Raw genomic sequence first — 18,894 nt, forward strand, 5'->3', positions numbered from 1 at the left:
GGCCGTGAGCTGCTCGGCGGGCTGCGGCTGCTCCTGGTCGGCGGCGAAGCGCTCGACCGCGGCCTGGCCGACCGGGGCCGCGAGGCCCCCGGACCCCCACAGACTCTCCGGGCGGTGTGGCACAGGGAACGTCACACTTCCAGCCGCACCGCCCGGAGCCAGAAGTCCGGAGTACGAAAGACCGCACCGCTCGCGGTCCGTTCCACCGGCAATACCCCAACAGGAACACCCCCCGGTGGACCCGGCACCCCGGAGCCGCCGTCAGTACCGCAGAACCCCCGCAGTACCCGCAGTACACGCAGTGCACCTTCGCGTCGCCTCGGGCCGTCACCCCGGGTCGTGCAGCCAAACGGCGTTTCCCAAATCCCGCGTCTCCAGTCTCCATGCGGGTGCCCCTTTGAACCTTGGGAGTTAGGCACCATGACCCAGTCGTCTGTAGAGCCCAAGACCAGCGCGGAAGAGGCCGGCGACGGCTCTCGTACCCCCGCCGGGCGTTCTTGGCTCGACCGGTACTTTCACATCACCCACAGAGGATCCAACGTCGGCAATGAAATTCGTGGCGGAGTCACGACCTTCATGGCCATGGCGTACATCCTCCTGCTCAACCCGCTGATCCTCTCCGGCAAGGACGTCGCCGGAGACACCATGAGCCAGAAGGCTCTCATCACCGCCACCGCGTTCGCCGCGGCCCTGACCACGCTGCTCATGGGCTTCGTGGGCAAGGTCCCGCTCGCCCTTGCCGCCGGCCTGTCCGTGTCCGGTGTGCTCTCCTCGCAGGTCGCCCCGCAGATGACCTGGCCGCAGGCCATGGGCATGTGCGTGATGTACGGCGTCGTGATCTGTCTCCTGGTCGTCACCGGCCTCCGCGAGATGATCATGAATGCGATCCCGCTCGCGCTCAAGCACGCGATCACCATGGGCATCGGCATGTTCGTCGCGCTGATCGGCCTCGTGAAGGCCGGCTTCGTCGGCAAGGGCTCCGAGTTCGGTCCCCCGGTCCAGCTCGGTTCGGTCGGCGAGCTCGCCGGCTGGCCCGTCCTGATCTTCTGCGTCACCCTGCTCACGATCTTCATGCTCCAGGCCCGCAAGGTTCCCGGCGCGATCCTGATCGGCATCGTCGGCGGCACTGTACTCGCCGCGATCCTCAACGCCGTGGCCGACATCGACGCCAAGGCCTGGCGCAACGGTCCGCCGACCCTGAACGGCTCCGCGGTCTCGATGCCCGACTTCTCGCTCTTCGGCAAGGTCGAGTTCGGCGGCTGGGGCGACGTCGGCATCATGACGGTCGGCATGATCGTCTTCACCCTGGTCCTCGCCGGCTTCTTCGACGCGATGGCCACCATCATCGGTGTCGGCACCGAGGCCAAGCTCGCCGACGACAAGGGCCGCATGCCGGGTCTGTCCAAGGCGCTGTTCATCGACGGTGCCGGCGGCGCCATCGGCGGCTTCACCGGCGGCTCCGGCCAGACCGTGTTCGTCGAGTCCGCCACCGGCGTCGGCGAGGGCGCCCGCACGGGCCTCGCCTCCGTCGTCACGGGCCTGTTCTTCGCCGCCTGCCTCTTCTTCACCCCGATCACGCAGATCGTCCCGGGTGAGGTCGCCTCCGCGGCCCTGGTCGTCATCGGCGCGATGATGATGCAGAACGCCCGCCACGTGGACTGGTCCGACACCGCGACCGCCATCCCGGTCTTCCTGACCGTGGTGGTCATGCCCTTCACGTACTCGATCACCCCGGGTGTCGCCGCCGGTGTCATCTCCTACGTGGCCATCAAGATCGCGCAGGGCAAGGCCCGCGAGATCGGCGCCTTCATGTGGGTCCTGACCGGTGTCTTCCTGGTCTTCTTCGCCCTCCACCCGATCGAGGCGTGGCTCGGTGTGAAGTAAGACCGGGCCCGTGATCAGGACCTGACCCTCCACGCATCCGATACTGGAAACCGAACCTCTCCGAGGAGGCCGCAATGCTGGACATCGCCGAAGAACTGAACCGGTGGGTCGAGCAGGGACGTGACTTCGCCGTCGCCACCGTGGTGGCGGTCGGCGGGAGCGCGCCCCGGCAGCCCGGAGCCGCACTCGCCGTCGACGGCGAGGGCACGGCCATAGGCTCGGTTTCCGGCGGATGCGTGGAGGGCGCGGTGTACGAGCTGTGCCGGCAGGCGCTGGAGGACGGCGAGACCGTCCAGGAGCGCTTCGGCTACAGCGACGACGACGCCTTCGCCGTGGGCCTGACCTGCGGAGGGATCATCGACATCCTCGTCACCCCGGTCCCCGTGGGATCCCCCGCACGTCAGGTGTTCGAGGCCGCGCTGGCCGCGGCCGCCCACGGCGAGGCCGCGGCGGTCGCCCGGATCGCGGAGGGGCCGGCCGAGCTCAGGGGCCGGGCCGTGCTCGTCCGGGGCGAGGGCGGCCACGAAGGCGGTTTCGGGGGCCACCCCGAGCTGGACCGCACCGTCGCCGAGGAGGCCCGCGCCATGCTGGACGCGGGCAGGACCGGTGTGCTGGAGATCGGCGCCGACGGGCGGCTGTGCGGAGAGCCGCTCAAGGTGCTCGTCGAGTCCAGCGTCCCGCCGCCGCGGATGATCGTCTTCGGTGCGATCGACTTCGCGTCCGCCCTGGTGCGGATCGGCAAATTCCTCGGCTACCGCGTGACCCTGTGCGACGCGCGGCCCGTCTTCGCGACGAAGAACCGTTTCCCCGAGGCGGACGAGATCGTCGTCGAATGGCCGCACCGCTACCTGGAGGCACAGTCCTCGGCGGGTTTGCTGGACGGCCGGAGCGTCCTGTGCGTGCTCACCCACGATGCCAAGTTCGACGTCCCGCTCCTCGAACTGGCCCTCAGGCTTCCCGTCGCCTACGTCGGTGCCATGGGCTCCCGCCGCACCCACGAGGACCGCAACGAGCGGCTCCGCGAGGTCGGCGTGACCGAGCTCGAACTGGCCCGGCTGCGCTCCCCGATCGGCCTGGACCTCGGAGCCCGCTCCCCGGAGGAGACCGCGCTGTCCATCGCCGCCGAGATCGTCGCGAACCGCCGGGGCGGCTCCGGCGCGGCCCTCACCGGAGCGCACATCCCGATCCACCCGGACACCTCGAACACCGTGATCGGCAGGATCGGCTCCGTCGCCTGAAGGGCGGCGGGCTCTGCGGCGCCGCTGGAGGAGTCGTAGCGCGACAGCAGGGCGCAACTCCGTGAGGGTTGCGCCCTTTCGCTGTTCCGCCTATTTTACCGGCCGGTAACAGCGCCTTCCTGCAACGGAGTTGAGCGGATGTCCCGGAATACCCGCACCGCACGCACCGCCCGTACTGTTCCCGTACGCACGCTCCTCGCCGGCTGCGTGCTGGCCGCGGTTTCGCTCGCGGCGGGCCCCGCAACCGCTTCCGCCTCCGCCCCGGCCTCCGGTCCGGCGGCCTCCGGCTCCGGCGTCCGCGAGGTGCTGTTCGTCGGCAACAACTGGGAGGGGACCGCCGATGTGCTCGCCTCCACCGGGGACCTCGCCAAGATCGGCCGGATCAACATGATCCCCGACAAGGAGGAGCGGCTCCGGGAGATCTACCTCAATCCGATCAAGCTCGGCTTCTTCCTCGGCATCCGCAACACCGCGGGTGAGGGCCACGACCAGTTCGTGGACGACATGTACACCACCCCGGACGGCACCGCCGTGGTCGCCTCCCGCCCCAGCTTCGCCGACGTCGTCTCGATCGACGTGCGGACCGGTCGGGTCAACTGGCGCTTCCCCGTCGCCGGCTACCGCTCCGACCACATGGCGGTCTCGCCGGACGGCACCCGCGTCGCCGTCTCCGCCTCCACCGCCAACACCGTGCACGTCCTGGACATCGCGACCGGCCGCCAGGTCGGCTCCTTCCCGACGGGGGACAAGCCGCACGAGAACACGTTCAGCCGGGACGGGCGCTACCTGTGGAACAGCTCGATCGGGGACGTGACCTCCGCGCTGGACGCGCCCTGGCTGGACTGGACGAAGGGCGACCGGAAGATCACCGTCGTCGACGCGCAGACCTTCCGCACGGTCCGCGTGATCGACATGCGCGAGCGGCTGAACGCCTTCGGCCGCCCGGACCTGTCCGACGCCGTCCGGCCGATGTCGTTCAGCCCCGACGAGTCCACGCTCTACTTCCAGGTGTCCTTCTTCAACGGGGTCGTCGAGTACGACGTCGCCTCCGACCGGATCACCCGGATCAAGGAGCTTCCCCGCAGCGCCGCCACCAACGCGGACCGCACCACCTGGGTCAACGACTCCCGCCACCACGGCCTGTCCATGAGCCCGGACGGGGCCAGACTCTGCGTCGCGGGCACGATGGACGACTACGCCACCGTCGTGGACCGAGCCACTCTCGCAGAGGGGCCGCTGGTGCCCGCCGACAAGCCGTACTGGGCCACCGTCGACGGGGACGGCTCGGCCTGCGTGATCTCCGAGAGCGGCGCCGACCGGGTCACCGCCATCGACTTCGCCACCGGGACCAAGCGGGTGTCCGTACCCGTCGGGGACCATCCCCAGCGCGTCCGGCTCGGGCACGTCCCGGCCGACTGGACCGGCCCGCGGTAACCGCATTCCGCAGGAGCGGCGTTCGCCCGCCCGGGCGGGGTGCGCGACCCGCCCGGACGGGCTGTCCGCCCTGCCCCGCCGGGATCAGGCCGGCAGGGAGATCCGGGCCGCCGACATGCGGAGAAGGAGCTCCAGGCCCCGGGAGTGAGCCCGGTGGGCTTCGGATGCAGGTCCTCGTCGCGGTAACGGCGTACGCTCCGGTGCCAGTTGAGTACGCCGGCCATCCAGTCCTCCAGCTCCCGCACGTACGCGTCGAGCGAGGCGCGCTCCGTGCGGCCGAGTCCGTGGTCCTCGTACAGCACCGGCAGCTGGTGGTCCCGGATGTGCTCGAACTCCCTGGTGCGCTGCACGAGCAGGTCCGCGACGATCCCGAACGCCTGGGGGTAGCCGACGCCGAAGAAGTTCTGGGTGACGAGGACGTGGTTGTGGACCCCGCCCTCGACCTCGATCTCCTTCTGGTACGAGTGGAGGTCGTTGACGATGCACCCGACGTCCGCGGCGGCGCTCTCCAGCGAGCGCATCACGCCGTCCCGGTAGACCTCGGGCGGGACGCCGTCGCCCTCGTGTCCGGACCTGGCCAGGAACATCGTCGGGTACGCGCCGAACGTGAAGCGGCGCATCTCGGCGTAGTCGACCGGGTCGGGAATCCGGTTCACGACGGCGTTGCCGGTCTCCCAGACCCAGCTGTCCAGCATCCCGGTCATGTGCCCGCGGAACTCCGCGCGCATCGCAGCGCTCATCCCGGCGACGGTGCGGGCCCACAGGTCCTTCAGGCTCCGTTCCATCGCGGTGACCGGCTCAGGGGCATCGGCCGGGTCGACCGGGATCATGGAGATCAGCCGGTCGGTCGCCGCCCGGGCCGCGCCGGGTGACTTCGGGCCGCCGAAGACCTTGGGGTAGTAGTCGTCCGCGTACGTGCCCCAGGCCAGCCACTGCGCGCTCAGGCTCAGCGCCTCGGGCGTGGCGTCGGGGTCGATGCCCGCCGAGCACAGCGCGAAGTCCATGCCGACCAGCTTGGCCTCGTCCCAGATGTCGGAGCCGGGGTCGCCGGGCTGCGGATGCAGCAGGCCCATCTCCCGGCACCAGACCGCCAGTTCCCGGCGGGCCCGGTCCAGGTGCGGACTGAGGGTGAGCGGGAACGGCAGGTGGAACTCGGGCAGCAGCGAGGGGCCCACCTTCTGGAACGGCACGTGCGTGAAGCTGCGCCGACGCATGTCCATGGCGCGCGGGGTGAACAAGGACCGCAGGTCGAGTGCGGCGGAACCGGGACCGCTGGGCATGAAGGGCAGCGTGAGCGGGGCGGCTCCCCGGGCCTCCTCGTTCATGTAGCGGCTGGAGACCATGTGCCATTCGTGGCCGCCCGACTGCCAGTCCTGGAGGCCCTTCGCGTACGCGAGGACGGACGCCGTCTCGACGGGGCCGAGCCCATGCCGGGCGGCGAGCGCGGGCACCTCGGCGAGGGCCGTGTGCTCGAACTGCTGGAGCCGCGAGGTCAGCAGGTCGTTCGACAGGTCGGCGGCCTCCTGGGTGGTGCACTTCAGGAAGGTCTCCAGCACCAGGACGGCGTTGGAGAGTTCGCCTTCCTGCTCGACCTCGCGCTGGTAGGAGAAGATGTCGTTGCGGATGTGCACCGCGTCGGCGAAGGCGTCGCGCAGCACTTCGACCGGACGCGCGTGCGCGACCCGGGCCGGCACCTCGGCGGACACGTACTCGACCAGCCCGGCGGACCAGGGGGCGCCGCCGACCTTGCGGCGCATCGCGATGTATTCGAGCGGGTTGGCCACACGGCCGATGTTGATGTTGTGGAGCTCCCACATGGACTCGTTGAGGAGGTTCCGCGTCGACTCGGAGAATCGTTCCCGCCAGTCCATCGACATCGCGGGCACGGTCCGCGACCACAGGTCCTTGAGGCCCGCCTCGACCGGGTTCGCGGGCTCGGGGAACCCGTCGGCGAGGTCCATCGGCATGAAGGCGGCCAGCCCGTCGAGGTACTTCTTCGCGCCCTCGCGGTCCAGGGTGCGCTTGTAGACCTCCAGGAAGTGGTCGTCGAAGAAGAACACCCACACGTACCAGTCGGTGACCAGGTCCAGCGCGTCGCCGTCGCAGTCGGGGTGGGTGTACGAGCACAGCAGCGCGTAGTCGTGCGAGTCGAGGTCGTTCTCGTCCCAGACGCCGGACCCCTCCAGCATCCCCAAGCCGCGGGCCCACTGCTTGGTGTGCGTTCTCGCGGCCTCCAGGCGGGGGTTCAGTCGCGCCGGATACGGTACGTAGAAATCCGGCAGTTGAAACGGCTGCGTCACGGCGGGCGGGCCTTTCCGTCCGAGGATGCGGGGGCCCTGGCTGCGACCCCCGCACGAGATCAGCAGTGCCCTACCCCCGTGGCCGCGGGGATACGGGGGAGTTCACCGCTTCAGGTGACGCAGGAGCCGTTCCGTGGCGCGGGGGCTTGGCGGGGGATACGGCCACTGCTTCCGCGCCCCCGCGCCCGCCCCGCCGCCCCCTCCGAGGCCATGCGCCCGAAGACCGGTGGCATGTGTATTCGGCATCCACCACTGCCTCGGAGCGCCGCTCGCCCGCCTCCAGGGCGAGATCGCCCTCACCCGGATCATTGAGCGCTTCCCCCGCCTGCGGCTGCACGAGACGCACGAGGCGCGGTGGCAGCCCAACCCCCGCCACCGCGGCCTGCTCAGCCTGCCCGTCCGGCTCCGGCGCGGACTACTCGGCCTCGCCCTCCAGGTTGCCCTCCGTGTCCAGGTACACCTGGCGGAGGGATTCGAGGATCTGGGGGTCCGGCTTCTCCCACATGCCGCGGGACTCGGCCTCCAGCAGACGCTCCGCGATGCCGTGCAGGGCCCAGGGGTTGGCCTCCTCCAGGAAGGCGCGGTTCTCCGGGTCCAGGACGTACGTCTCGGTCAGCTTGTCGTACATCCAGTCCGCCACCACGCCCGTCGTGGCGTCGTACCCGAACAGGTAGTCCACGGTCGCCGCCAGCTCGAAGGCGCCCTTGTAGCCGTGGCGGCGCATCGCCTCGATCCACTTCGGGTTCACCACGCGGGCGCGGAAGACGCGGCTGGTCTCCTCCACCAGGGTGCGGGTCTTGACCGTCTCCGGGCGGGTGGAGTCGCCGATGTACGCCTCCGGGGCCGTGCCCCGCAGAGCGCGCACCGTGGCCACCATGCCGCCGTGGTACTGGAAGTAGTCGTCCGAGTCGGCGATGTCGTGCTCGCGGGTGTCCGTGTTCTTCGCGGCCACCGTGATCCGCTTGTACGCCGTCTCCATCTCGGCACGCGCCGGACGGCCCTCCAGGCCGCGGCCGTACGCGTAGCCGCCCCACACCGTGTAGACCTCCGCGAGGTCGGCGTCCGTACGCCAGTCGCGGGAGTCGATCAGCTGGAGGATGCCGGCGCCGTACGTGCCCGGCCGCGAGCCGAAGATACGGGTCGTCGCGCGCCGCTCGTCGCCGTGCTCGGCCAGGTCCGCCTGGGCGTGGGCCCGGACGAAGTTGCCGTCCGCCGGCTCGTCGAGCGAGGCCGCGAGCCGCACGGCGTCGTCCAGCAGGCCGATGACGTGCGGGAACGCGTCCCGGAAGAAGCCCGAGATGCGCAGCGTCACGTCGATGCGCGGACGGCCCAGCTCGTCGAGTGGGATCGGCTCCAGGCCCGTGACGCGGCGCGAGGCCTCGTCCCATACCGGCCGGATGCCGAGCAGCGACAGCGCCTCGGCGACGTCGTCACCGGAGGTGCGCATCGCGCTCGTGCCCCACAGCGACAGGCCGACGGAGGCGGGCCACTCGCCGTTGTCCGTGCGGTAGCGGTTCAGCAGCGACTCGGCGAGCGCCTGGCCGGTCTCCCATGCGAGGCGGGAGGGCACGGCCTTCGGGTCCACCGAGTAGAAGTTGCGGCCGGTCGGGAGGACGTTGACCAGGCCGCGCAGCGGCGAGCCGGAGGGGCCGGCCGGGACGAAGCGGCCGTCCAGGGCCGAGACCACGTGGGCGATCTCGTCCGTGGTGCCGGCCAGGCGCGGGACGACCTCGCGGGCGGCGAAGTCCAGTACGGCCGCCACGTCCGCCGAGTATCCGGCCGCGACCGAAGCCACCGCCTCCGGGGCCCAGTCCGCGTCTTCCATCGCCTGGACCAGCGCGCGGGCAGCCTCCTCCGCCTCGTCCGCGGTCGTACGGGTGGCCGCGGACTCGTCCAGGCCGAGCGCCTCGCGCAGGCCGGGCAGGGCCGTGGTGCCGCCCCAGATCTGACGGGCGCGCAGGATCGCGAGGACCAGGTTGACGCGGGCCTCGCCGGTCGGTGCGCCGCCCAGGACGTGCAGGCCGTCACGGATCTGGGCGTCCTTGACCTCACACAGCCAGCCGTCGACGTGCAGCAGGAAGTCGTCGAAGCCGTCGTCGTCCGGGCGCTCCTCCAGACCCAGGTCGTGGTCGAGCTTCGCGGCCTGGATCAGCGTCCAGATCTGGGCGCGGATGGCCGGCAGCTTGGCCGGGTCCATCGCGGAGATCTGCGCGTACTCGTCGAGGTGCTGCTCCAGGCGCGCGATGTCGCCGTACGACTCCGCGCGCGCCATCGGCGGCACCAGGTGGTCGACCAGGGTGGCGTGCACGCGGCGCTTGGCCTGGGTGCCCTCGCCCGGGTCGTTGACCAGGAACGGGTAGATGAGCGGCAGGTCGCCGAGCGCTGCGTCGGGCGCGCAGGCCGCCGACAGGCCGGCGTTCTTGCCCGGCAGCCACTCCAGGTTGCCGTGCTTGCCCAGGTGGATCATCGCGTCGGCGCCGAAGCCGCCGTCCTCGGCGCGCGCCTGGATCCAGCGGTACGCGGCCAGGTAGTGGTGCGAGGGCGGCAGGTCCGGGTCGTGGTAGATCGCGATCGGGTTCTCGCCGAAGCCGCGCGGCGGCTGGATGAGGATGAGGAGGTTGCCGCGGCGTAGGGCCGCGAGGACGATGTCCCCTTCGGGGTTGGCCGAGCGGTCGACGAACATGTTGCCCGGGGCCTCGCCCCAGTGCTCCTCGACGCTGCCCCGCAGCTCGGCGGGGAGCTCGGCGAACCACCGCTTGTAGTCGGCGGCCGGGATCCGGACCGGGTTGCGGGCCAGCTGCTCCTCGGTCAGCCAGTCCTGGTCGTGGCCGCCGGCCTCGATCAGGGCGCGGATCAGCTCGTCGCCGTCGCCGGAGACCAGACCCGGGATGTCCTCGACGGGGCCGAAGTCGTAGCCGCCCGCGATCAGGGTGCGCAGCAGCTCCACGGCGCTGGCCGGGGTGTCGAGGCCGACCGCGTTGCCGATGCGGGAGTGCTTGGTGGGGTACGCGGAGAGGACGAGCGCGATCTTCTTGTCGCGGCGCTCGATGTGCCGCAGCCGGGCGTGCCGGACGGCGATGCCGGCGACGCGGGCGGCGCGCTCGGGGTCGGCCACGTACGCGGGCAGGCCGTCCTCGTCGAACTCCTTGAAGGAGAAGGGGACGGTGATCAGGCGGCCGTCGAACTCGGGGACGGCGACCTGCGTCGCGGCGTCGAGCGGGGAGAGGCCCTCGTCGTTGTCCTCCCAGGCGCTGCGCGAGCCGGTCAGGCACAGGGCCTGGAGGACCGGCACGCCCAGCGCGGCCAGCGCGCCCGCGTCCCAGGACTCGTCGTCGCCGCCGGCCGAAGCGGTGGCGGGCTTGGTGCCGCCGGCCGCGAGGACCGTGGTGATGATCGCGTCCGCCGACTCCAGTTCGGCGATCAGCTCCGGTTCCGGGGTGCGCAGGGAGGAGACGTACAGCGGTACGGGCGTGCCGCCGGTCTCCACGATCGCGTCGCACAGGGCGTGCACGAAGGCGGTGTTGCCGCTCATCTGGTGGGCGCGGTAGTACAGCACGGCGATGCGCGGACCGTACGGGCGTACGGGGGTGCGCTCCAGCGGGCCCCAGGTGGGCGCCGCGGTGGGCGGCTCGAAGCCGTGGCCGGTGAGGAGCACCGTGTCGGACAGGAACCGGGCCAGCTGGTCCAGGTTGGCGGGGCCGCCGTGCGCGAGGTAGCCGTGCGCCTCGGCCGCGATGCCGATCGGGACCGTGGAGGCCTCCATCAGCTGGGCGTCCGGGGCCTGTTCGCCGGTGAGGACGACCACCGGGCGGGTCTGCCCGGGGGCCAGGAGCAGGTCGAGGCCGTCCTGCCAGGCGCGCAGGCCGCCGAGGAGGCGGACGACGACCAGGTCGACGCCGTCGAGCAGTCCCGGGAGGTCTTCGAGGGGAAGGCGGGAGGGGTTCGCGAACCGGTACGGCACAGGGCCGTCCGCGGCGGCGCGGGCGCTGAGCAGATCGGTGTCGGACGTCGACAGCAGCAGGATCATGCGGCGGCAGGCCTTCCTCGGGGTTTCCGCGCCCCGGGCAGTTTGGACGGCGGGAGTTCCTGACTCACCCGGCGGAATGCTCTGCAGGGTTCACAGTGGCGGGACCGCGCCGGAATCGCACCGGGCTTCCTCCCATGTCGCCGTCCTCGGCGATGGCGGGCCGTGTGGCGCCGCCGGTGGTCATCTTAGGTGGCGTTTTCCCTGGCCGGGAGTGGGGGTGGCGCGCGGGCGGGAGCACGGCCGGCGGAGCCCGGCGCACGCCGGCACCCGGCGCGGGCGCAGCTCCCGGGCCCGCGGGGTGCGCCGGCTTGGCGCGGGCGCGCGCCGGAACCCTGTGCCGTCCTGGTGTGCCTGCGCGCATTCGGCGCCGGGCGCCGCGTCGCGGGCGCGGCGCGTGCCTTTGCGCCGCCCGGTGCGCGGCTCCACATCGCGGGCAGGTTCGCCGCGCAGGCGCGAGCCCGGGCGCGCGCCGCCCGGTGAGCCGGCGCATACGCGGCGCGGGAGGTCAGGTCATGGGCGCGGATGTCCGGCTTTGCGCCGCCCGTTGCCCGCGGCTGCACCTCGCGCTGCCTTGCCGGGCAGGAGCCGGCCCGGGCGCGTGCCGCTCGGTGGGCCGGCGCGCATCGGGCGATCGGTGGGTCCGGGGCCGCGGGTTCGGCTTCCCGCCATTGCCGCGCAGCCCGGGCCTCGGGCCGCTCGGTGTGCAGGCGCCTCCCCCGGCGGCGCCGGTCAACTCACCGGCCGCGGACGCCGGACCGGGTGCTCCGGGCCCCGTGCCGCCCCTGCGGTGGTATCCGGCCAGGTCGGGCCCGAAGCGGCGGGGTGGTGACGGCCACAGGTCGGGTCGCCGTAATCGTGGGTATGCTCGCCGCCATGCCGCCCCAACCCCCTTCCGCCGCATCGCGGGACGAACCCGTCATACGGGATCGCGGTGACGCCTGCCCCGGTGCGCTGCGGCTGCACGCGGCCGACGACGGGTACCTGGCCCGGGTCCGGATTCCCGGCGGGATGCTCGATGAGGGCGCGGCCCGGCTGCTCGCCGATGCCGCGGACCGGCTCGGCGACGGGCACATCGACCTCACCTCGCGCGGCAACGCGCAGCTGCGCGGACTCGGTGCGAGCTGCGGCGGCGAACTGCAGGCGGTGCTCGTCCGCGCCGGGCTGCTGCCCGCGCCCACCCACGAGCGGGTCCGCAACATCGTCGCCTCGCCGCTGACCGGTCTCGACCGGCGCGGCCTGCCGGACGTGGCCCCCTGGGTCGGGGAACTGGACCGGCTGCTGTGCGCGAGCGCGCCCGCCGCCGAGCTGTCCGGACGCTTCCTGTTCGCCCTCGACGACGGCCGCGGCGACGTGACCTCGCTCGCCGCGGACGTCAACCTGGCCGCCCGGGACGCGGACCGGGCCCTGCTGTGGACGGCCGACCCGGCGGACGCCGTGCTCGTGGCCACCGCCGACGCGCCCCGGGCCGCCCGCGTGGCCGCCGAGTACTTCCTCGACGCCGTCCGCGAAGCCGGCACCCGGGCCTGGCGGGTCTGCGAACTCCCCGCCGAACAGGCACTGCGCTCCGCCGAGTTGACCGCCCGTCTGGCTGCCGCCGGGATCGAGGCCCGCGCCGTGCGGGATACCGCCGCCCCGCACGGCCGGGCCCCCGAGCCCGGCGTGGTCGACGGCCCAGACGGCCCCGACGGCCCGCACGGCACCGCCGCGCTCAGCGTGCTCGCCCCGCTCGGCCGGCTGACCACCGCGCAGTGGCGCCGGCTGGCCGGCCTCACGGGCCGCTTCCGCCTGACCCCCTGGCGCGGGATCGTCGTCCCCGGCCTGCCCGCGGGCACCGCCGCCGACGCCCTCGCCGTCCTCGCGGACGCCGGCCTGATCACCGCCCCCGACAGCCCCTGGCGGTCCGTCACCGCCTGCACCGGCCGCCCCGGTTGCGCCAAATCCCTCGCGGACGTACGCGCCGACGCGCAGGCCGTCGTCGAACGGGCGACCGGCCCCTCCCCGAGCTCTTCGAGCAGGGGATGCCCCATGCCCGTGCACTGGTCCGGATGCGAACGCCGGTGCGGACACCCCCGCGGCACCGCATGGGTGGACGTGGTCGCCACCTCCGCCGGGTACGACCTCTCCGCGCCGGGCCGCACCCCGCGCCGCGGCGTACAGACCTCCGAACTTCCCGCGGCCCTCGCGGACGCACGCCGCACCACCTCCCACGACGCAGCGAAGAAATGAGCGAGTACACAGTGTTCGAGTACGAGAAGGACGGCGCGGCGATCTACCGCCAGTCCTTTGCCACGATCCGCGCCGAGGCGGACCTCTCCGGGCTCCCCGCCTCCGTCGCCCAGGTCGCGGTGCGCATGATTCACGCCTGCGGAATGACCGACCTGCCCCAGGACCTCGGCTACACCCCGGACGTCGTGCTCCGCGCGCGTGCCGCCCTGTCCGCCGGCGCGCCGATCCTCTGCGACGTGCAGATGGTCGCCAGCGGTGTCACCCGCAAGCGACTGCCCGCCGACAACGAGGTGATCTGCACCCTCTCCGATCCGGCAGTGCCGGCCCTCGCCGCGAAGATGGGCACCACGCGCAGCGCCGCCGCGCTCGAAGTCTGGCGCGACCGGGGCCTGCTGGAGGGCTCCGTGATCGCCGTCGGCAACGCGCCGACCGCGCTGTTCCGGCTGCTGGAGATGATCGAGGAGGGCGCCCCGCGCCCTGCCGCCGTCGTCGGCGTCCCGGTCGGCTTCATCGGAGCCGCCGAATCCAAGGACGCCCTCGCCGCGCACTCCTCGGACCTGGACCACCTGATCGTGCGCGGCCGGCGCGGTGGCAGCGCCATCGCGGCAGCCGCCGTCAACGCGATCGCGAGCGAGGAAGAATGAGCACCGGAAAGCTGTACGGCGTCGGGCTCGGTCCCGGCGACCCCTCCCTGATGACCCTGCGGGCCGTCGAGGTGATCGCCGAGGCCGACGTCGTCGCGTACCACAGCGCCCGCCACGGCCGCTCGATCGCACGCTCCATCGCGGCGAAGCACCTGCGCGCCGACCACATCGAGGAACCGCTGGTCTACCCGGTCACCACCGAGACCACCGACCACCCCGGCGGCTACCAGGGGGCGATGGAAGAGTTTTACGAGGCGTCCGCCGCCCGGCTGGCCGCGCACCTGGACAACGGCCGGACCGTCGCCGTGCTCGCCGAGGGGGACCCGCTCTTCTACGGCTCGTACATGCACATGCACAAGCGGCTCGCCGACCGGTACGAGGCCGAGGTGATCCCCGGCGTGACCTCGGTCAGCGCCGCCGCCGCCCGCCTCGGCACCCCGCTCGTCGAGGGCGAGGAGGTGCTGACGATCCTGCCCGGCACCCTGCCCGAGGAGGAGCTCACCGCCCGCCTCGCCGCCACCGACTCCGCGGTCGTCATGAAGCTCGGCCGCACCTTCCCCGCCGTGCGCCGCGCGATGGAGGGCAGCGGCCGCCTCGCCGAGGCGCGCTACGTCGAGCGCGCCACGATGGAGGGCGAGCGGACCGGCGTCCTGGCGGAGACCGACCCCGAGAGCGTCCCGTACTTCGCCGTCGCCGTCGTGCCCAGCCGCATCGGAAACCCGGGCAGCGTGCCGTCCGGGCCCGGCGAGGTCGCCGTGGTCGGCACCGGGCCGGCCGGGCCGCTCTGGCTCACCCCCGAGACGCGGCGGGCACTGGCCGATGCGGAGGTGCTCGTCGGGTACACCACGTACCTGGACCGCGTACCCGTGAAGCCGGGCCAGATCCGGCACGGCTCCGACAACAAGGTCGAGTCGGAGCGCGCCGAGTTCGCGCTCGACCTCGCCCGCCGCGGCAAGCGTGTGGCCGTGGTCTCCGGCGGCGACCCGGGCGTCTTCGCCATGGCCACCGCCGTCCTGGAGGTCGCCGGGCAGCCGGAGTACAAGGACGTCCCCGTACGGGTCCTGCCGGGGGTGACCGCCGCCAACGCGGCAGCCGCCGCGGCCGGGGCCCCGCTCGGCCACGACTACGCCACCATCTCCCTGTCCGACCGGCTCAAGCCGTGGGAGGTCATCGCGCAGCGGCTGCGCGCCGCCGCCGCCGCGGACCTGGTGCTCGCCCTGTACAACCCCGGCTCGCGCAGCCGGACCTGGCAGGTCGCCCAGGCCAAGGAGCTGCTGCTTGAGCTGCGTTCGCCGCAGACCCCGGTGGTCGTCGCACGGGACGTGGGCGGCCCGGAGCAGTCGGTCCGCATCCTCCCGCTCGGCGAACTGGAGCCGTCCGAGGTGGACATGCGCACCATCCTGCTGATCGGGTCCTCGCAGACCCGGGTCACGGAGCGGCCCGACGGCTCCCGGGTCACCTGGACCCCGCGCCGCTACCCCTGAGCGGGCGGCGGTACGACGAAGGCCCGGGGCGGTACGCCGCCCGGGCCTTCGGCCTTCGCCGGTCTCTCTGGCCGGAAGAAGGGTCGACCAGCGGGCGCGCGTTCGCCAGACTGGCCGGGTGACGACACCGCCGGCCTCTCCTGCCCGTCTGCGCGCCGTCCTCTTCGACTCGGGCGGCGTGCTGATGCAGCCGATCGGCGGCCGTTGGAACCCGCGGGCGGACTTCGAGCAGACCGTGCTCGCCCACACCCCATCGATCACACCGGAGCAGTTCGCGGCGGCCATCACCGAGGGGGACCGCTTCTTCGCCGACTCGCCGTCGACGCCCGACTACGACGACTACCACCGGGTGCTGCTGCGCCACCTCGGGGTGGAGCCGACCTCGCAGCTCCTCGGCGACCTGCGCCGCGAAGTCCCTCCGTCCGTGCTCCTGGAGACGTACCCGGACGTCGAGGAGACCCTGGAAGTGCTGAGCCGCCGGGGTGTGCGGATGGCCGTGGTGTCGGACGCCTGGCCCGACCTGCCCGCCCTCCACGCCGGGCTCGGGATCGGCCGGTTCTTCGAGGCGTACGCGATCTCCGCCGTCCTCGGCTGCACCAAGCCGGACCCGCGCATGTACCGCCATGCCAGCGACGCACTGGACCTCGCTCCTGCAGAGTGTCTGTTCGTCGACGACGATCCGGACCTGGTCGCCGCGGCGATCCGTCTCGGCTACGCCGGACGCGCGCTGTGCCGGGGCCCGGCCGTCTCGGACGTGCCCTCCATCGCCTCCCTGACGCAACTCCTGGACTTCTTCTGACACACCCGGGACGGTCCTGCGGCGCCCGCTCAGGTGCGTCGTGCGAGGCCGTGACCGCGCAGCCAGTCGGCTGCGGCCGCCGCCGTCGCCGTCTCCGGTACGCCCTCCGGGACCGGGGGGCGGCGCACGACGAGCACCGGGATGCCGGCTTCGCGGGCCGCGGTCAGCTTGGGGGCGGTGGCCGAGCCGCCGCTGTCCTTGGTGACCAGGACGTCGATCCGGTGGCGGGCCAGCAGCTCCCGCTCGTCGTCGAGGGTGAACGGGCCGCGGGCCAGCAGGACTTCGAGGCGCGGCGGCACCGGCGCGTCCGGCGGGTCCACGGAGCGCACCAGGAACCACGGGTCGGCCAGGTGCGCGAAGCAGTGCAGCCCCATCCGGCCGGTGGTCAGGAAGACCCGGCTGCCGAGCCCGGGGAGCAGCGCCGCCGCCTCGGCGAGGCCGTCCGCGAAGGCCCAGGCGTCCCCGGGCCCCAGGGTCCAGCCGGGGCGGCGCAGCGCCAGCAGCGGAACGCCCGAAAGCTCTGCTGCCCGGGCCGCGTTGAAGCTCATCCGCTCCGCGAACGGGTGGGTGGCATCCACCAGGTGGGTGACCCGGTGGGCGGCGATCCAGGCCGCGAGGCCCTCCGGACCGCCGAACCCGCCGATCCGCGTCCCGCCCGGCGGGAGTACCGGGGAGGCCACCCGTCCGGCGAGGGAGGTGGTCACCCGGTACGGGACGGGGTCTGCGGAGCCCTCGGATCCCCCGGGCCTGGCGGCGGCCAGCACCTCCGCGAGACGCCGGGCCTCGGTGGTGCCGCCGAGGATCAGGACGTGCGGGCAGGCGGGGACCGTACCGTCAGCAGACATGCCGGTCGCGCTCGGGGGAGTACAGGTGGCTGTCGCGGAACTGCTCGGCGCCGAGCGTACGGCCCACGATGATGACCGCGGTGCGCACCAGGCCCGCCCCCTTCACCTGGTCGGCGATGTCGGCCAGCGTGCCGCGCAGGATCAGCTCGTCGGGGCGGCTGGCCATCGCCACCACTGCGACCGGGCACTCGGCCCCGTAGTGCGGAAGCAGTTCACCGACGACCCGGTCCACGTAGCGCGTGGCCAGGTGCAGGACCAGCAGCGCGCCGCTGCGGCCGAGCGTGGCCAGGTCCTCGCCGGGCGGCATCGGGGTGGCCTGCTGGGCGATCCGGGTCAGGATCACGGTCTGGCCGACGGTGGGGACCGTCAGCTCCCGCTTCAGTGCGGCCGCCGCCGCGGCGAACGCCGGGACGCCGGGCACCACTTCGTACGGGATGCCGGCCGCGTCGAGCCGCCGCATCTGCTCCGCGACCGCGCTGAAGATCGAAGGGTCGCCCGAGTGGAGCCGTGCCACGTCCTCGCCCGCCGCGTGGGCCCGTACGCACTCGGCGATGATCTCGTCGAGGTTCAGCTGCGAGGTGTCGACCAGGCGGGCGTCCGGCGGGCACTCGGCCAGCAGTTCGCGCGGGACCAGGCTGCCCGCGTACAGGCAGACCGGGGCGGCGGCCAGCGTCCGTGCACCGCGCACCGTGATCAGGTCGGCGGCGCCGGGGCCCGCACCGATGAAGTACACGGTCATATCGTCTGATCCTTTTCGTTCCGTGCGGTCGCTTCGGTGTTGTCCTGTGCTCGCGGCCGGGGCTTGGCCACGGACCACTGCGTGACGGGCATCGCCTGCCGCCAGCCGGTGAACCCGCCGACCGGCACCGCGTGCGCCACGGCGAGCTTGACCAGGTCGCCGCCGTGGCGACGGTAGCGCTCGGTGAGGACCGCCTCCGACTCCAGGGTCACGGTGTTGACCACCAGCCGGCCGCCCGGGGCCAGCGCCGCCCAGGCCGCGTCCAGCAGGCCCGGCGCGGTCAGCCCGCCGCCGATGAACACCGCGTCGGGGGCCGGGAGCCCGGCCAGGGCCGCGGGAGCGGCACCGGTGACCACGCGCAGCCCCGGCACGCCGAGCGCCGCCGCGTTGCGGGTGATGCGGGCCGCCCGCTCCTCGACGCGCTCGACGGCCACCGCCCGGCACGAGGGGTGCGTCCGCATCCACTCGATGCCGATGGAGCCGGAACCGCCGCCGATGTCCCACAACAGCTCACCGGGGGCCGGGGCGAGAGCGCACAGGGTCGCGGCCCGGACGTGCCGCTTGGTGAGCTGGCCGTCGTGTTCGTACGCGGTGTCGGGCAGGCCGGGGGTCGCACCGAGCCGCGGGACCCCGCTCTCCTCGTCGCGGCGGCAGTCCACGGCCACCACGTTCAGCGGATCGCCCGGCGCGCGGTCCCAGCCGTCGGCCCGGCCCTCGTACGTGTCCTCGCGCTCGGAGCCGAGCTGCTCCAGCACCCGCATCCGGCTCGGGCCGAAGCCCCGCTCCCGGAGCAGAGCGGCGATCTCGGCCGGGCTCGCCGCCCCGGCGCTGAGCACCAGCACCCGCCGGCCCTCGTACAGCGCGGCCGCGAGGCGGGCCACCGGGCGGCCGACCACCGTGACCACCTCGGTATCCTCCACCGGCCAGCCCAGGCGGGCACAGGCGTACGACACCGAAGAGGGATGCGGGTGGACCCGCAGGGCGTCCGGCCCGAGCTCCTGCGCCAGGGCCCGGCCGATCCCGTAGAACATGGGGTCGCCGCTGGCCAGCACGGCGATCCGGCGGCCCGCGTGCTCGGCCATCAGCCTCGGCACGGCCGGCCGCAGCGGGCTCGGCCAGGCCACCCGCTCGCCTGCGCACTCGCCGGACGGCAGCAGGTCCAACTGCCGCGGCCCGCCGATCAGCACCTCGGCCTCGATCAGCGCGGACCGCGCGGCGGCGGTGAGCCCGGTCCAGCCGTCGGCACCGAGGCCGACGACCGACACAGGCATGGG

Annotated in this window: 11 protein-coding genes, 1 pseudogene and 1 riboswitch; of the genes and pseudogenes, 7 read left to right on the forward strand and 5 right to left on the reverse strand. The window is 73.1% G+C overall.

What is annotated here, in order from left to right; genetic code table 11:
* Positions 1-420: 420 nt before the first annotated feature.
* The 3 genes from ABTY04_RS15140 to ABTY04_RS15150 all read left to right on the forward strand — a co-directional run bounded on the left by ABTY04_RS15140 (position 421) and on the right by ABTY04_RS15150 (position 4,556).
* Entirely contained in the window at positions 421-1,884 is a 1,464-nt protein-coding gene (locus ABTY04_RS15140; protein ID WP_352213827.1) for an NCS2 family permease, read from the forward strand.
* 74 nt (positions 1,885-1,958) lie between these two features.
* On the forward strand, positions 1,959-3,122 hold the full coding sequence (locus ABTY04_RS15145; protein WP_352213828.1) for an XdhC family protein: 1,164 nt from the start codon (positions 1,959-1,961) through the stop codon (positions 3,120-3,122).
* Between the two features lie 138 nt (positions 3,123-3,260).
* Positions 3,261-4,556, forward strand: a complete 1,296-nt coding sequence (locus ABTY04_RS15150; RefSeq protein ID WP_352213829.1) for a YncE family protein — start codon at positions 3,261-3,263, stop codon at positions 4,554-4,556.
* Between the two features lie 395 nt (positions 4,557-4,951).
* On the opposite strand, the pseudogene ABTY04_RS15155 reads toward ABTY04_RS15150, so the two are convergent.
* Positions 4,952-6,745, reverse strand: a pseudogene (locus ABTY04_RS15155) (terpene synthase family protein); the annotation flags it as partial.
* Positions 6,746-7,271: 526 nt separating this feature from the next.
* The gene (gene cobN / locus ABTY04_RS15160; protein WP_352213830.1) at positions 7,272-10,883 is read right to left on the reverse strand and encodes a cobaltochelatase subunit CobN; all 3,612 of its coding nucleotides are present in this window, start codon (positions 10,881-10,883) and stop codon (positions 7,272-7,274) included.
* Positions 10,884-10,929: 46 nt separating this feature from the next.
* A riboswitch (cobalamin riboswitch) is annotated at positions 10,930-11,047 on the reverse strand.
* Between the two features lie 709 nt (positions 11,048-11,756).
* On the opposite strand from cobN, the gene cobG reads away from it, so the two are divergent.
* The 4 genes from cobG to ABTY04_RS15180 all read left to right on the forward strand — a co-directional run bounded on the left by cobG (position 11,757) and on the right by ABTY04_RS15180 (position 16,036).
* The gene (gene cobG / locus ABTY04_RS15165; RefSeq protein WP_352213831.1) at positions 11,757-13,109 is read left to right on the forward strand and encodes a precorrin-3B synthase; all 1,353 of its coding nucleotides are present in this window, start codon (positions 11,757-11,759) and stop codon (positions 13,107-13,109) included.
* Entirely contained in the window at positions 13,106-13,753 is a 648-nt protein-coding gene (locus ABTY04_RS15170) for a precorrin-8X methylmutase (RefSeq protein ID WP_352213832.1), read from the forward strand. The genes cobG and ABTY04_RS15170 overlap by 4 nt, the downstream gene beginning before the upstream one ends.
* Positions 13,750-15,237 carry a precorrin-2 C(20)-methyltransferase gene (locus tag ABTY04_RS15175; RefSeq protein WP_352213833.1) on the forward strand — a complete coding sequence of 496 codons (1,488 nt, stop codon included), beginning with the start codon at positions 13,750-13,752 and terminating at the stop codon, positions 15,235-15,237. Before ABTY04_RS15170 ends, ABTY04_RS15175 begins: the two co-directional genes overlap by 4 nt.
* 118 nt (positions 15,238-15,355) lie before the next feature.
* Entirely contained in the window at positions 15,356-16,036 is a 681-nt protein-coding gene (locus ABTY04_RS15180) for an HAD family hydrolase (RefSeq protein ID WP_352213834.1), read from the forward strand.
* Between the two features lie 29 nt (positions 16,037-16,065).
* Here ABTY04_RS15180 and ABTY04_RS15185 read toward each other — a convergent pair whose 3' ends face one another.
* From ABTY04_RS15185 to cbiE, 3 genes are read right to left on the reverse strand one after another with little or no spacing between them, the layout of a single operon-like run.
* A complete protein-coding gene (locus tag ABTY04_RS15185) occupies positions 16,066-16,881 on the reverse strand; it encodes a cobalt-precorrin-6A reductase (protein WP_352213835.1) in 816 nt (271 codons plus the stop codon).
* A complete protein-coding gene (gene cobM / locus ABTY04_RS15190; RefSeq protein WP_352213836.1) occupies positions 16,871-17,620 on the reverse strand; it encodes a precorrin-4 C(11)-methyltransferase in 750 nt (249 codons plus the stop codon). The genes ABTY04_RS15185 and cobM overlap by 11 nt, the downstream gene beginning before the upstream one ends.
* On the reverse strand, positions 17,617-18,891 hold the full coding sequence (gene cbiE / locus ABTY04_RS15195) for a precorrin-6y C5,15-methyltransferase (decarboxylating) subunit CbiE (protein WP_352213837.1): 1,275 nt from the start codon (positions 18,889-18,891) through the stop codon (positions 17,617-17,619). Before cbiE ends, cobM begins: the two co-directional genes overlap by 4 nt.
* Between the last annotated feature and the right edge of the window lie 3 nt (positions 18,892-18,894).

Origin of the sequence: Streptomyces sp. NPDC097981 (assembly GCF_040302565.1) — a bacterium.
Taxonomy (GTDB): Bacteria; Actinomycetota; Actinomycetes; order Streptomycetales; family Streptomycetaceae; genus Streptomyces.